We start from the raw sequence: 14,412 nt of genomic DNA on the forward strand, positions 1-14,412 counted from the left end.
GGACGGCCGAGAAAAGAAGTCAAGACCTTGGCGAAAGCGGCCCGATCGGGTTCTACTGTCGGCGAGTTGACGCGGCGACTTCTTTCGGACACCGCATCAAGTCACCGCTTCACCGTCCCGCACCGGCCCCGCGAAAGGCGCCCTCATGACCGCCTCCGGCGAGCAGCCCGGCTCCGCCGCGCACGTTCTCGAACTCGTCGCGAACGGCTCCGCCACCTCGCGCGCCGACCTCGTGCGCGAGCTGGGGCTCGCCGCGTCCACCGTGTCCGCCCGCGTCCAGGAACTCGTCGAGGCCGGGCTGCTGACCGAGTCCGGTGAGGGCGCCTCCCGCGGCGGCCGGCGCCCCCGGCTGCTGCGCGTCGCCGACCGGGGCGCGGTCGCACTGGCCGCGGACCTGGGCAGCCACCACATCCGGACCGGGGCGGTCGGGCTGACCGGCGGCGTCCTCGACCCCGAGGACCTGGCCTTCGACCTGACCGCCGGGCCGGACGGCGCCCTGGACGCGCTCGCCGGGCAGTTGGCGGCGCTCGCGGAGCGGCAGCGTGCGGCCGGGCGGACGGTCCGCGGCGTGGGGCTGGGGTTCCCCGGCCCGGTCGACGCGGACGGCGCACGGATCATCGCGCCCTCCCGGATGCCCGGCTGGCACCTCTTCCCGCTGCGCGACCGGCTCGCGGACCGCCTCGGCCTGCCGGTCCTGCTGGACAACGACGCCAACATGATGGCGCTGGGGGAACACCGCACGGCCCGCCCCGCCCGCCGCCACCTCGTCGTGGTCAAGGCCGGCCGCGGCATCGGCTCGGGCGTCATCAGCGACGGCCGGCTGCACCGGGGCGCCCGCGGCTCGGCCGGCGACATCAGTCACGTCCGGGTGGACCGGGCGGCGCAACTGCCGTGCTCCTGCGGCAACATCGGCTGTCTGGAGACGGTGGCCAGCGGTGCCGCGATCGCCGCCGCGCTGCGCACCCGGGGGCTCCGCGCCGACTCCGCCGCCGACATCCTGCGGCTGGTCGAGGACGGCGACGCGCACGCCACCACCCTCGTACGGCAGGCGGGCCGGGACATCGGCACGGTGCTGGCCGTCGTCGTGAACTTCTTCAACCCCGAGGCGGTCGTCGTCGGGGGCGCGCTCGCCGCCGCCCAGCCGCTGGTCGCGGCGGTGCGCGGCACGCTCTACGAGCGCTGCCTGCCGATGGCCACCAGCGAACTCGCCATCGACGCGGCGGTGCACGGCCCGGACGCGGGTCTGCTGGGGGCGGGCCACGCCGTGCTGCGCCTGGCGGCCGGCACCGGCGGCGCCCCCGCCGCGCCCCGCTGACCCCGGCCCGGCGGCTCCGCCTCACCACCCGTTCCGCCCGCCACCCCAGGGAGAGTGAGCCCTCATGCCCGCACCGACCGGCCCCCGCGACCGCACCCGGCCCCTGCGCATCGGCATCGGCGGCATGGCCATCGAGTCGAGCCAGTTCTGCCCGCACCGTTCGTCCTACGACGACTTCCGCGTCACCCGGGGGCGCGAGCTGCTCGACCGCTACACCTGGACCCGGCCGGACGCCTGGCCGGCCGGGCTCGTCGAGTGGGTGCCGCTGGTGCATGCGGTGGCGGTGCCCGGCGGGCCGGTGGAGCGCGCCACGTACGACCGCGTCAAGGCCGAACTGACCGACCGGACAAGGGAGTCGGGGCCGCTGGACGGCCTGGTGTTCGACATCCACGGTGCGATGAGCGTGGTCGGCCTGGAGGACGCGGAGGCCGACCTCACCGACGCCGTACGGGCCGCCGCCGGCCCTGCCACCCTCATCTCCGCGGCCATGGACCTGCACGGCAATGTCTCGCGCCGCTTCGCCGCGCGCCTCGACCTGCTCACCGCACACCGGCTGGCGCCGCACGAGGACGCCTGGGAGACCCGCGAGCGCGCCGCCCGCAAGCTGGTCGAGCGGCTGGCCGCCGGGCGGGGCCGCCCGCACCGCGCCTGGGTGCAGGTGCCCGTCCTCCTCCCCGGCGAGAAGACCAGCACCCGCCTCGAACCGGCGAAGTCGCTCTACGGCCGGCTGGCCGCCGTCGAGGCACTCGACGGGGTGGTGGACGCCGCACTCTGGGTCGGCTACGCCTGGGCGGACGAGGAGCGCTGCCGGGCCGCGGTGGTGGTCACCGCGGACGACCCCCGACTCGCGGTCGACCAGGCCGGGTTGCTGGCCCGGGCGTACTGGGACGCGCGCCGCGATTTCGTCTTCGTCGGCCCGACCGGCGACGCCGACGCCTGCATCGCCCGCGCCGCGGCGTCCACCGCCCGCCCGTTCGTGATCAGCGACTCCGGCGACAACCCCACCGCGGGCGGCGCGGGCGACCTGCCGTACATGCTGGGCCGGCTGCTGGCCCACGAGGAGCTGGCCGACGGCCGGGTCACCGCGCTGCACCCGGGACTGACCGACCCGGAGGCGGTCGCCGCCTGCCGGGCGGCCGGGCTGGGCGCCGAGGTCACGCTCCGCGTGGGCGGCCGGTTCAGCGCGGGCACCGGTCCGCACGCGGAGCCGTACGAGCTCACCGGTACGGTCACCGCCCTCGACGACCCGGCCGTGTCCCCCGGCCCCGGTGGCCCGCGGGGGAATCCGGCCTACGACGGACGCGGCCGGAGCGCGGCGGTCACCCGGGGCGGGGTGACGGTCGTGCTGACCGAGCGCCGCACCCCGTTCCACACCCGCGCGGACTTCGGCGCACTGGACCCGCTGGCCTACGACCTGCTCGTGGTGAAGATCGGCTATCTGGAACCCGAGCTGCACGCGATGGCCGCCGACTGGCTGCTCGCGCTCACGCCGGGCGGGGTGGACCAGGACCTGCTGCGCCTCGGCCACCGCAAGGTGCGGCGCCCGCTCTACCCCTTCGACGACGAGGGCTTCGAGGACCCGGATCTGACGCCGGTGCTGCTGTAGGGACGTAGGGCCGCCGCCCGCCCGAACCGCAGGGTCACCCGTCGGCGAGCCGCCGCACCCGGCGGGCGACGTCCTGCCAGACGGCTTCCGGGAGGTCGTGGCCGACGCCGGGCAGCGGGACGAACCGGGCGCCGGGTACCCGGGCCGCGACGGCGCGGCCGGCGGAGGGCTTGACGAGCGGGTCGTCCGCGCCGTGCAGGACCAGGGTCGGCACCGCGATCTCGTGGATACCGGGACCGCGCCACCGGGCGCCGATCTGACGGCTCTGGCTGCGCCCGTCCTGGACCCCCGCGTCGGCCAGGGCGGTGATCCGTTCCCTGATGGCCCGCTCGTCGAGGGGGTGGGCGGGTGAGTGCAGGAGCCGGGCGAGCTCGATCCCGGCCTCGATGTCGCCCTCGGGGGTGGCGGGGTGACGCATGCGGGCGAGCTTCACGAGCGTCCGCAGCCGGAGGTGGCGCAGGGTGCGCACGCCCGCCACATCGCCGGGGACGGCCGACACCGAGGTCAGTGTCCGTACCCGCCGGGGGTGGCGGAGCGCGATGCGCTGGGCGACCGCGCCGCCGAGCGACTGGCCGAACAGGTGGGCCGAGTCCCAGCCGAGGGCGTCCAGCACGGCGACGGCGTCGTCGGCCATGTCCTCGGCGGTGTAGGCCGACCCGCGGCCGCGCACCATCGCGGTGAGCGGGCTGCGGGTCGCGGTGGGCGGCAGGTGCGTCGACTCCCCCGCGTCGCGCTGGTCGTAGCGCGCCACCGCGAAGCCCTGGGCGGCCAGCGCCCCGGCGAGGCCGTCCGGCCACCAGCGCCGGGAGACGCCCAGGCCGGTCACCAGCAGCAGCGGCTCCTGGCCCGGCGGCCCGGTCAGCCGGTCGTAGGCCAGCGCGATCCGTCCGTTATGGGCCCGGCGCACCGGGGTCCAGGTCGTCATGTGCCCCTCCTCGATACTGCGATCAGTGTTCGCAGTTATTACCCTAGCCGGTGTACCGCGAGGACGAACAGGTGAGGGTCGGGTGGCCGAGGAACCGGTGTTGGTGTGGGACCGTCCCGATCGGGGAGCCCGGGGGCCCGCGCCCGGGCGGAGCCGCGCCCAGCTCGCCCGGGCCGCGATCCGGCTGGCCGACGCGGGCGGACTGGCGGCGGTGTCCGTACGGCAGGTGGCCGGCGAACTGGGCACCGGCCCCGCGTCGCTCTACCGCTACATCGCCGGCCGCGACGACCTGCTGGATCTCATGACGGACGCGGTGACCGGCGAGATCGACCTCACGGTGGCGCCGACCGGCGACCCGGTCGGGGATCTGGTGGCCCTGTCCCTGCGGAGCCGGGAGGTGCACCTCCGGCACCCCTGGCTGGTGGAGGTTCCTTCGGAGGCGCTGCGGCTGGGCCCGCGCGGGCTGGACCACCTCGAATACGCCCTCGGCGCGCTCGCCCCCCTCGCGCTGCCGGGCCGGAGCAAGCTGGAGGCGATCGCCGCGCTGAGCGCCCTGGTCACGATGCTCTGCCGCGCCGAACTGCAGAGCCACCGGTCACCGACCGCACGCCAGGCGGCCCAGGCCGCCTACCTGGGCGCCGCGGCCGGCGCGGGTGAACATCCGCTGCTGACCGAGGCGTTGGCCGGCCGGGAAGCCACCCCGCCGGGCGACGACGCCGCCGCCGTCTTCGAACGGGTCGTCCACCGGGCACTCACCGGACTACTGGCCCCCGGCCCCGGGACGCCGTAGCCCGCGCCCCTGCCGGCGGCCCGCGGCGGCAGGGGGGCGGGGACGCCGCGCGCCCCGGCCCTCAGGGCTGCGGATCGCCGGCGTCGTAGCGCGCGAAGGCGCGGCGGCCCAGGCCCAGGGCGGTGACCACCAGGACGCACGCCAGGCCGCCGCCGACCACCGCGGTGGCCGGGGAGGTCAGGTCGGCGGCCGAGCCGGCGAGGAAGTCGCCCAGGCGGGGTCCGCCCGCCACCACGACGATGAAGACGCCCTGGAGCCGCCCGCGCATCGCGTCCGGCGTGGCGGCCTGCAGCATGGTGCTGCGGAACACCATCGAGACGGTGTCCGCGCAGCCGGCCACGGCCAGGAAGACCAGCCCGATCCACAGGTGCCGGGAGAGCCCGAAGCAGGCGATGGCGGCGCCCCAGGAGGCCACCGCGACGAGGATCGCCAGGCCGTGCCGGCGGATCCCGCCGAGCCAGCCGGAGAACAGCCCGCCGAGGACCGCGCCGACCGCGGGCGCGGCGACGAGCAGCCCGACGGTCTTGGCGTCCCCCGCGAACCAGAGCACCGCGACGGCGGGGAACAGGGCACGCGGCTGGGCCAGCACCATCGCCGCCAGGTCGGAGAAGAACGTCATCCGGAGGTTGGGCCGGGTGGCGAGGAACCGCAGCCCGTCGAGCACGGAGGCGCGCCGCCCCCCTTCCGCCTGCTCGGGGCGCATCGACGGCAGACGCCACATCGCGTACAGGGAGCCGCTGAAGGCCACCACGTCGATCAGGTAGGCGGCCTGGTAGCCCCACAGCCCGACGATGACCCCGCCGAGCATCGGGCCGCCCATCAGACCGAGGTTGCTGGTCAGGGAGTTGAGCGCGTTGGCGGCCGGCAGCTGCTCGGTCGGCAGCAGCCGGGGGATCATCGACGAGCGGGCCGGGGAGTTCATCGCGAAGCACACGGCCTGGAGGGCGACGACGGTGTAGAGCAGCCAGACCCGGTGGTAGCCGGCCAGCGCCGCGCCGGCCAGCGTGACGGACATCGCGGTCGCGCCCGCGGCGCTGACCAGGCCCAGCTTGCGGCGGTCGACGGTGTCGGCGATGGCACCGCCGTAGAGCCCGAAGACGACCAGCGGGACCAGCGAGCACAGGCCCACCAGGCCGACCGCGAAGGTGGACCGGGTGATGGCGTACACCTGCAGCGAGACCGCGAGGGCGGTCATCTGCTGGCCCATCCAGGAGATGGTGTTGCCGCACCACAGGCGGCGGTAGTCCGGCGAGGTGCGCAGCGGGGTCAGATCGGCGAATATCCGGGAACGCAGGGGCTTTTCGCGCTTTTCCGGTCGTGCCTGCGAGGTGTCGCCGGAGGTCGTTGTAGGTGCCACGCGGCGCAGTAAAGCACGCGGCCGGCCCGCACCGTACGACAGGGTGGGAAGAGGCGCCCGCGGCCGGTGCCCCTTACACCGCGAACGGTCCGGTAGGTCAGTCCTCGCCCGCCGGGAGCCGGTAGACCCGGCGGGCGTTCTCCGCGGCGATCATCGCGCCGACCCGCCGGGCGTCCGCCGCGGACCATGCGCCGCTCGCCGTCCACTCCCCGAGGACGCCGGCCAGCGCGGTGCGGAAGAGCGCGGCGCCGACCGCGTACAGCTCCGGGAGACCGTAGGCGTCGGTGGAGAAGAGCAGCTTGCCGAAGGGCGCCAGTTCCAGGAACTCGGCGAGCACGGCGGTGGCCCGCGGGCCGGTGTGGGTGAGGGTCAGCCCGACGTCGGCGTAGACGTGCGGGAAGACGCTCGCCAGGTAGGCGGCCTGACGGTGGTACGGGTAGCAGTGCAGCAGCACCAGGTCCGTGCCGGTGCCGGCGGTGGTCCGGGCGAGGCCGGTCAGCAGCGCCGGATCGGCGTGGTCGAGCCGCAGGTCGGGGTCGCCGAATCCGGTGTGGAGCTGGAGCGGGCGGCCGGTGGCGACGGCCAGCGCGATGAGGTGGCGCAGCAGCACCGGATCGGTGAGGCGGGGCGCGCCCGCGGCCAGCCAGCCGCGGACGGCGTCCCGTACCGCGTCGTCCGCGGGCGGGGTGGGGTCGAGCGCCAGCCCGTGGCGGTACGCGGCGACGGACTTGAACGCGACGGCCGTGCGGGCGGCGTGCGCGACGGCCCCGGCGAGGACCTCGGTGAACTCCCCGGCGTCGGCCGTCCCCGCGGCGCGTCCCGCGGCCGCCCGGAAACCGGCCGCGGTGCGCTCGGCCAGCGTCTCCAGCCGGACCACCTCGTGCCCGGTGCCGCCGCCGGCCGCGGCCGTCTCCCCGGGCCCCGTCAGGTCGCCGGGCAGGCCGGTGTCCAGGAGGTACGCGCCGATGCCGGCGGCACGCAGCAGCCGGCGCCGGGTCTCGTCGGGGCCCAGTGCGCGGCGCCGCGCCAGATAGTCCGCCGGCGGGCAGTGCGCGGGCAGATCGAGCAGCGGCGGGCACCAGCGGCGCACGGCGAACCCGGTCTGGGTGTCGAAGAAGGTGGTGCCGGCCGCGGGCGGCCGGTCCGACTCGGTGAGGTACGAGGCGAACGTCCCGGCATCCGGCTCGTGCCGGAGCACGCCGTGGCAGTGGTGGTCCACCAGTGGCGGCAGGCCGTCGACGGGGCCGGCCACCCGGCCGTCCGCGGGACTCACCAGCGCCAGCGGGTGGCGGCGGCGATCTCCTCGGCCTCGCTGCCCGCGAAGTGCGCCTCCTCCGCGCGCCGGACCGCGAGCACCGCGCCGTGCAGCACCTCGCCCATCGCCTCGTACAGCGGCGCCGACTTCTCCAGGCGGTCGGCGGCCTCGGTGAGGGTCGCGGGCAGCCGGACGATGCCGCGCCGGGCCCGCTCGCGGACGCCGAGGACACCGGGGTCACCGGTCTGGGGTTCGGGCAGCTGGGTGGCGCACTCGATGCCGTGCAGCCCGGCGGCGATCACCGCGCCGACGGCGAGGTACGGGTTGGCGGCCGCGTCGAAGGTCTTGACCTCGGCGTGGCCGCCGTCGGGGTCGTCGGGCGCGCCGGTGATCAGGCGGAGCGCCGCCTCGCGGTTCTCCACGCCCCAGCACTGGTAGACCCCGGCCCAGTGGGAGGGCTGCAGCCGCAGGTAACTGGCGGGCGAGGGGCAGCCGATGGCGAGCAGGGCGGGCAGCGCGTTCAGGACGCCGCCGAGGAAGGACGCGGCGTCGGGCGCCAGGCCCCATGCCGCCTCGGGGGCCCGGTGCAGGCTCGTGCCGTCGCGGTAGAGGCCGAGGTGGAGGTGGCAGCCGTTGCCGACCTGCCCGGCGACGAACGAGGGGGCGAAGGAGGCGCGCAGCCCGTGCCGGGCGGAGATCGCGCGGACGGTCTCGCGGACCAGCACCACGTCGTCGGCGGCGCGCACCGGGTCGCCCGGCGCGGTGGTGACCTCGAACTGGCCGGGCGCGTACTCGGGGTGGAGCTGGAGGACGTCGATGCCCTGGACGGTCAGCGCCTCGGTGACGTCGCGGAGGTAGTCGGAGAGCTCGACGACCCGGGTCATGCCGTACGCGGGGCCCGCGCAGGGGTAGTCGAGCGTCTCGTCCGCGTCGGCCGCCGCCGGGTGGTGGCCCTCGGGGGCGCGGGTGACGATCCACTCGGTCTCGAAGCCCATCCGCAGCTCCAGGCCGGCCGCGGCGGCCCGCTCCGTCATCCGCCGGGCGAACTGCCGCTGGCAGGCGGGGTGCGGCGCACCGAGCTGGTCGTAGCGGTCGGCCGGCGCCCAGGCCCAGCCGGGCTGGCCCGCGAGGGCGGTGACGCGGTCCAGGGCGGGGAAGAGCCGCAGATCGCCGTCGGGTCCGCCGAGGTGCTCTGACTCGGTGATGGCGTCGTCGGAGGTGAAGACGTCGAAGACCGGCGACATCCCGACGCCGCGCTCGGCGGCGTCCGGGAGCCGTTGGGCCGGGATGGTCTTGACGCGGGCGACGCCCGCGTTGTCCACCCAGGTCAACGCCACGTTCCGTACGCCTTCCGCCTCCAGCCGCGCCGCCGACTGGCGGGCTTCCTCGCGCTGTTCCGCAGCCCGCGATGCCATAGTGCCGTCCTCACTCGACCGCGCCGATCCCTCGGCGTCCGTTCCCCGCTGTTTGCCGGCACCTTCCCGGTCAGGGGCAGTTGAACTCGCACCATACGCACTTTCCGCCGCCGCGCGGCTCCACACCCCAGACATCCGCGAGACGGTCCACGAGGAGCAGGCCCCGCCCCGAGACGCCGGCCTCGCCCGGTTCACGGCGGCGCGGCAGGCTGCTGGAGTGGTCCTCCACCTCCAGCCGCAGCCGTCGCCCGACGCTGTGCGGCATCCGGATGTTGACCACCGCCTCACCGTCGGTGTGCAGCAGCGCGTTGGTGATCAGCTCGTCGGCGACCAGCTCGATCTCCTCGGAACGCTCGGCCGCGCCCCAGGCGCGCACCGCGGACCGGATCATGTGCCGGGCCGCGGAGAGCCCTTCGGGGTCGGCGGGCGCGATGTGCTGCCGGAAGCGCCCCACGGTGTCGTGCTCGGGGGCGCCGAGGCGGCGCATCAGCAGCAGCGCCATGTCGTCGTCGCCGGCGCGGTCCGCCCCGCAGAGCCGGTCGGCGAGCTGCTGGACGTCCTGCGGGCCGTCGCGGACCTCGCGGGCCAACTGCCGCATCCCGTCGTCGAGATCGACGCCGGGCCGCTCGACGATCCCGTCGGTGCACAGCAGCAGGGTGTCGCCGGGGGCGAGCTGGACGGTGGTGACGGGGTAGTCGAGCCGCCGGAATTCGGAGGAGATGCCGAGCGGCAGCCCGCCGGCCACCGGCAGCCGGCGGCAGATGCCCTCGGCGTGCCGCAGCAGCGGGTCCACGTGTCCGGCCCGCACGATGCGTGCCGCGCCGGTGCTCAGGTCGGCGTCGACGTAGATGCAGGTGGCGAAGCGCTCGGTCTCCAGTTCGTTGAGGAAGGCGGAGGCCCGGCCCATGACGGTGGCGGGGCTGTGCCCCTCGGCGGCGTAGGCGCGCAGCACGATCCGCAGCTGGCCCATCAGCGCGGCGGCCTGGGTGTCGTGTCCCTGGACGTCGCCGATGACGGCGGCGACCCGGCCGTTGGGCAGGGGGATGACGTCGTACCAGTCGCCGCCGATGTCGCGGCCCATCCGGGCGGAGCGATAGCGGACGGCGATCTGGGCGCCGGGGACGCCGGGGATTCTGCGCGGCAGCATCGCCTGCTGGAGTTCGGCGGCGAGGTCGTGCTCCTGGTCGTAGAGCATGGCGCGGGCCAGGCTCTGCGCGATGCTGCTGCCGAGCGCCAGCAGGACGTTGCGCTCCTGGTCCCCGAAGGAGCTCTCGCGCTCGAAGAACAGGCCGATCACGCCGATCAGGCGGCCCTGGGCGATCAGCGGCAGATACGCGGCGGAGCTGACGTTCAGCGGCTCGATGGCGTGCCACAGCCGCGGGTAGTCGTTCCTGAACCGGGCGCGGCTGTGCACATAGCGCGGGGTGAGGGTGCGGACCACCTCACTCATCGGGAATTCGTCGCCGACCCGGGTGTACTCCAGGTCGGGGACAAAGCTGCCCGCCTTGCCCTCGGACACCAGCCGGATGCGGCCGGCCTCGACGAGGCCGAGGATGATGTTCTCCGCGCCGAGCCGGCTCAGCCCCTGTTCGTCGGCGAGCACCGCGATCACCTCGCGGACCGTTCTGGCGTGCGCCAGGGCGGCGGTGGTCCGCTCGACGACGCTGGTGTGCCGGCGGCGCTCCTCATCGACCGCGAGCCGCTCGGCCGCGTGGGTGTATTCGTGACTGGCGTCGCGGACCACGCCGATGATCCGGCGGGGCCGGCCGGCGCTGTCCCTCCGGATGCTGCCCTGCGTGTGCGTCCAGCGCAGCCCGCCGTCGCGCAGCCGCACCCGGAAGTAGGCGCCGTAGGAGTCGCTGCCGTCCTTGAGCGCGCGGGCCACCAGGGCGTCCAGGCGGGACGCCTCGTGAGCCGGGACGCGGCTGTTGAGCGTCTCGGGCCGGTCGTCGTACTCGGACGGGGGCAGGTCGAAGACCTCGAGGGCGGGCGGGTCCATGTGCATCAGCCCGCTGTCGAGGTCCCAGTCGAAGCCGCCCATGCCGTTGAGGGCCAGCGTCAGGTCCGGGTGGGCGGGCCAGTCGTCCGGCACCGACACGGTGGGCCGCTTGGCTCCCCGGCGGTCAGCCATGTCGTCACTTTGCCACATTCGCCGGATTCGCGGCGGGTGGACGAAGCCCCCGGCCGCCCCGGCCACCCCACCCGCACCAAACCTGACTCCAACATCAGCAACCCTCATCACCCCCCACCCCCAACCGCCACTTATCAGGACTTTCCCTCTCGAAACCTCCTCCCCGCCATTGCGATGTTCTCAACACTCCTGTTACGGTCCCGCACCATGAAGGACGCCCCCGCAGAGGACTCCGGAGCCCGGATCACCGACGAGGCCGGAGACGTCACCGACCGTGTCCGGCAGGTGATCGCCCGGCTCGGCTGCAGTCAGCGCGAGTTCGCCCGCCGGATCGTCATGGACCCCTCGAAACTGTCCAGGTCGCTCGGCGGTACCCGGCGCTTCGCACTGGCCGAGATCGTGCGCATCGCGGACATCGGCGGGGTGGACACCGGCTGGCTGCTGGGCGCCCCGGAGCGGCCGACGGCGGCGGCACCCGGCCGCGAACCGGCGGCCGTCCCCGAGGGCGGGCGACCGCTGCAGATCGTCCGGGAGACCGTGCGGCTGATCGCCGAGCACGGCTTCCACGGCGTACGGGTCGCCGACATCGCGGCGGCCTGCGGCACCAGCCCCGCCGCCGTGCACTACCACTTCCCCGGCCGCGACGAACTGCTGGAAGCGGCCGTGCGCTGGTGCATGGACGAGGACACCGCGCGACGCGCCGCGGGTCTGGCCGAGGCCCCCGACGCCCGCGCGGAACTGCTGCACCTGATCGCGCTGCAGACCCCGCGCAGCGAACAGCAGCGGCGTCAGTGGCTGGTGTGGCTCGACCTGTGGGCGCAGGCCGCGCGCTCCACGGCCGTGGGACGGCTGCACGAGCACTACTACCGGCAGTGGCGCGCGACCGTCGCCGACGTCCTGCGGCGCGGCATCGACCAGGGCGTCTTCCGCCCGGTCGATCCGGAGTTCACCGCGCTGCGGCTCACCGCGCTCATCGACGGCCTGGCCACCCAGGTGCTCGCCACCGCGCCGGACAGCACCGGGCCGGACACGATGCACGCCGCGCTGCTGGCCTTCGTGGAGAGCGAACTCACCGCCGGCTGAGGGCGGCCCCCTCCCCCTGCCCCTCCACCCCAACCGAAGGGAACCCCGTGAACCACGAGGTCATCATCACCTGCGCGCTGACCGGCGCCGGCGACACCGTCCGCCGTTCCCCGCACGTCCCCGTGACGCCCGAGCAGATCGCCGCCTCCGCCGTCGAGGCGGCCGCCGCGGGCGCCGCCGTGGTGCACATCCACGTACGCGACCCCGAGACCGGCGACCCCTCGCGCGACCCGCGGCTGTACGCGGAGGTCGTCGACCGCATCAAGCAGACCGGCACGGACGTCGTCATCAACCTCACCGCCGGCATGGGCGGCGACCTGGTGATCGACCCGGACCGCCCGCTCCGGCAGCTGCCCGGTACGGACCTCGTCGGCGGCCTGGAGCGGCTGCCGCACGTCGAGGAGCTGCTTCCCGACATCTGCACCCTGGACTGCGGCTCGCTCAACTTCGGCGACGGCTCCAACCTCTACGTCTCCACCCCCGACATGCTGCGGACCGGCGCCCGGCGCATCCAGGAGCTGGGCGTACGGCCGGAGTTGGAGATCTTCGACACCGGCCAGCTGTGGTTCGCCAAGCAGCTGCTGGCCGAAGGGCTGCTGGACGACCCGACGGTCTTCCAGCTCTGCATGGGCATCCCGTGGGGCGCCCCGGCCGACCCCGGCGTCCTCCAGTCGATGGTGAACATGCTCCCCGAGGGAGCGCAGTGGGCGAGCTTCGCGCTCGGCCGGATGCAGATGCCCTGGGTGGCCCAGTCGATCCTGCTCGGCGGCAACGTCCGCGTCGGCCTGGAGGACAACCTCTATCTGAGCCGGGGCGTCAAGGCCACCAACGGCCAACTCGTCGAGCGCGCCGTGCAGATCACCGAGCTGCTCGGCGCGACGGTCGCCACGCCTGACCAGGCGCGCGCCCGCCTCGGCATCAAGCCCCGCGGCTGACCCGGCCACCCCTCCCCGTTCCCCTCCCCACCACCTGGAGCCGCACCGTGCCCGAAGCCATATCCGCCCCCCGTTCCCCCGAGGACGTCCGCCGCGTCGCCTGCATCGGCGCCGGAGTGATCGGCGGCGGCTGGGTGGCGCACTTCCTCGCCCGCGGTTACGACGTCACCGCCTGGGACCCGGCCCCCGACGCCGAGGACCGGCTCCGGCGCCTGGTGGCCGCCGCCTGGCCCGCCCTGGAGCAGATCGGCCTGGCCGACGGCGCCTCCCAGGACCGGCTCACCGTCGCCCCCACCCTCGCCGCGGCCGTTGCCGACGCCGACTTCGTGCAGGAAAGCGCCCCGGAGAAGCTGGAGTTGAAGCGCTCCCTGCTCGCCGAGCTGGCCGCCGCGGCCCGGCCCGGCGTGGTGATCGCCTCCTCCACCTCCGGCTACCCGATGTCCGACATGCAGACCGCGGCCGGTGACTCCGCGGCCGGCGCGGGCCGCCTGGTCGTGGGCCACCCCTTCAATCCCCCCTACCTCATCCCCCTCGTCGAGGTCGTCGGCGGCGAGCAGACCGACCGCGAGGCCGTCGAGTGGGCCGCCCGCTTCTACGACGTGGCGGGCAAGTCGGTCATCACCATGGACCGCGAGCTGCCCGGCTTCATCGCCAACCGCCTCCAGGAAGCCCTGTGGCGCGAGGCGCTGCACATGGTCGCCAACGGTGAGGCGTCGGTCGAGGACATCGACGCCTCGATCACCGAAGGCCCCGGCCTGCGCTGGGCGTTCATGGGACCGTGTCTGACCTTCGCGCTCGCCGGGGGCGAGGGCGGCATGGCCCACATGCTCGACCACTTCGGGCCGTCCCTGAAGTCGCCGTGGACCCGCCTGGAGGCGCCCGAACTGGACCGCGCGTTGCGCGACGCGATGGTCGACGGCTGCACGGCGGCGGCCGGCGGGCGCACCTACGCGGATCTGGTCGCCGAGCGCGACCAGGGCGTCATCGACGTCCTGCGGGCCACCGGCCGACTGGGGGAAGCCACCCGATGAGCACTCCGCCGTCCCACCCGCCCCTGTTCCGGCAGACCGTCCGCGACGAGTGGATCGACTACAACGGCCACCTCAGCGAGGGCTACTACGTCCTGCTCTTCGGCTTCGCCACCGACGCGCTGATGGACGAGGTCGGCCTCGACGCCGGCTACCGCGAGGCGTCCGGCTGCTCCCTCTACACGGTCGAGGCCCACGTCCGCTACCTCCGCGAGGTCGCCCGCGACAGCGACCTCACCGTCCGCACGACCGTCCTGGGCGCCGACGGCAAGAAGCTCCGGCTGCTGCACGAGATGTTCGTGGGCGAGCCGTCCGGCGAACCGGTGGCGACGGAGGAGCTGTTCATGCTGCACGTCGACCAGTCGGCCGGCCGCTCGGCCCCCCTGCCGCCGGCCGCCCACGAACGGCTCACCACACTGCTCGCCCCGGCCCCGGAGTGGGCGGGGCGGGGCATCCGGGAGGTGTGAGGGAGCGGCGCCCGCCGGGGCCCCGCCGGGCCGGAAGACGTGCCCGGAAACCCACCGGTGGGACGCCGGGAGCGGAATAGCGGCGGCCGGGGAACCGCTGACACA

12 protein-coding genes are annotated in these 14,412 nt (G+C 74.9%); 7 read left to right on the plus strand and 5 right to left on the minus strand.

Translation table 11 applies throughout. The features are described from left to right. Positions 1-145: 145 nt before the first annotated feature. Entirely contained in the window at positions 146-1,315 is a 1,170-nt protein-coding gene (locus tag SL103_RS23380) for an ROK family transcriptional regulator (protein ID WP_069570913.1), read from the plus strand. Positions 1,316-1,379: 64 nt separating this feature from the next. Further along, a complete protein-coding gene (locus tag SL103_RS23385) occupies positions 1,380-2,921 on the plus strand; it encodes a M81 family metallopeptidase (protein ID WP_069570914.1) in 1,542 nt (513 codons plus the stop codon). 34 nt (positions 2,922-2,955) lie between these two features. Here SL103_RS23385 and SL103_RS23390 read toward each other — a convergent pair whose 3' ends face one another. Continuing rightward, entirely contained in the window at positions 2,956-3,846 is an 891-nt protein-coding gene (locus SL103_RS23390; protein WP_069570915.1) for an alpha/beta fold hydrolase, read from the minus strand. Between the two features lie 82 nt (positions 3,847-3,928). On the opposite strand from SL103_RS23390, the gene SL103_RS23395 reads away from it, so the two are divergent. Next, complete coding sequence (locus tag SL103_RS23395; protein ID WP_069570916.1) at positions 3,929-4,636, plus strand: TetR/AcrR family transcriptional regulator; 708 nt, start codon at positions 3,929-3,931, stop codon at positions 4,634-4,636. 61 nt (positions 4,637-4,697) lie between these two features. Here SL103_RS23395 and SL103_RS23400 read toward each other — a convergent pair whose 3' ends face one another. From SL103_RS23400 to SL103_RS23415, 4 genes are all read right to left on the minus strand, one after another. Next, positions 4,698-5,930: an MFS transporter gene (locus SL103_RS23400; RefSeq protein WP_099055570.1), complete on the minus strand. Its 1,233-nt coding sequence runs from the start codon at positions 5,928-5,930 to the stop codon at positions 4,698-4,700. Positions 5,931-6,090: 160 nt separating this feature from the next. Then, entirely contained in the window at positions 6,091-7,269 is a 1,179-nt protein-coding gene (locus tag SL103_RS23405; RefSeq protein ID WP_079145935.1) for an amidohydrolase family protein, read from the minus strand. Continuing rightward, positions 7,263-8,663 (minus strand): glutamine synthetase family protein, encoded by a 1,401-nt coding sequence (locus tag SL103_RS23410; protein WP_069570918.1) that lies wholly within the window; start codon positions 8,661-8,663, stop codon positions 7,263-7,265. Before SL103_RS23410 ends, SL103_RS23405 begins: the two co-directional genes overlap by 7 nt. Positions 8,664-8,733: 70 nt before the next feature. Next, positions 8,734-10,794 (minus strand): SpoIIE family protein phosphatase, encoded by a 2,061-nt coding sequence (locus SL103_RS23415; RefSeq protein WP_069570919.1) that lies wholly within the window; start codon positions 10,792-10,794, stop codon positions 8,734-8,736. Positions 10,795-11,001: 207 nt separating this feature from the next. On the opposite strand from SL103_RS23415, the gene SL103_RS23420 reads away from it, so the two are divergent. The 4 genes from SL103_RS23420 to SL103_RS23435 are packed head-to-tail and all read left to right on the plus strand — an operon-like array spanning position 11,002 to position 14,307. Next, positions 11,002-11,877, plus strand: a complete 876-nt coding sequence (locus tag SL103_RS23420; protein ID WP_069570920.1) for a TetR family transcriptional regulator C-terminal domain-containing protein — start codon at positions 11,002-11,004, stop codon at positions 11,875-11,877. 47 nt (positions 11,878-11,924) lie between these two features. After that, the gene (locus SL103_RS23425; protein WP_069570921.1) at positions 11,925-12,812 is read left to right on the plus strand and encodes a 3-keto-5-aminohexanoate cleavage protein; all 888 of its coding nucleotides are present in this window, start codon (positions 11,925-11,927) and stop codon (positions 12,810-12,812) included. Positions 12,813-12,859: 47 nt separating this feature from the next. Then, positions 12,860-13,843, plus strand: coding sequence for a 3-hydroxyacyl-CoA dehydrogenase NAD-binding domain-containing protein (locus SL103_RS23430; protein WP_069570922.1), 984 nt, complete (start codon positions 12,860-12,862; stop codon positions 13,841-13,843). Next, positions 13,840-14,307 carry a thioesterase family protein gene (locus SL103_RS23435; protein WP_069570923.1) on the plus strand — a complete coding sequence of 156 codons (468 nt, stop codon included), beginning with the start codon at positions 13,840-13,842 and terminating at the stop codon, positions 14,305-14,307. Before SL103_RS23430 ends, SL103_RS23435 begins: the two co-directional genes overlap by 4 nt. Positions 14,308-14,412 lie beyond the last annotated feature (105 nt).

This window comes from Streptomyces lydicus, from assembly GCF_001729485.1.
Lineage (GTDB): Bacteria > Actinomycetota > Actinomycetes > Streptomycetales > Streptomycetaceae > Streptomyces > Streptomyces lydicus_D.

Coding starts and splice junctions, on each gene's coding strand:
- SL103_RS23415 (WP_069570919.1), bottom strand. CDS start 10,794: ATGGCTGACCGCCGGGGAGCCAAGCGGCCCACCGTGTCGGTGCCGGAC.
- SL103_RS23410 (WP_069570918.1), bottom strand. CDS start 8,663: ATGGCATCGCGGGCTGCGGAACAGCGCGAGGAAGCCCGCCAGTCGGCG.
- SL103_RS23380 (WP_069570913.1), top strand. CDS start 146: ATGACCGCCTCCGGCGAGCAGCCCGGCTCCGCCGCGCACGTTCTCGAA.
- SL103_RS23390 (WP_069570915.1), bottom strand. CDS start 3,846: ATGACGACCTGGACCCCGGTGCGCCGGGCCCATAACGGACGGATCGCG.
- SL103_RS23385 (WP_069570914.1), top strand. CDS start 1,380: ATGCCCGCACCGACCGGCCCCCGCGACCGCACCCGGCCCCTGCGCATC.
- SL103_RS23435 (WP_069570923.1), top strand. CDS start 13,840: ATGAGCACTCCGCCGTCCCACCCGCCCCTGTTCCGGCAGACCGTCCGC.
- SL103_RS23420 (WP_069570920.1), top strand. CDS start 11,002: ATGAAGGACGCCCCCGCAGAGGACTCCGGAGCCCGGATCACCGACGAG.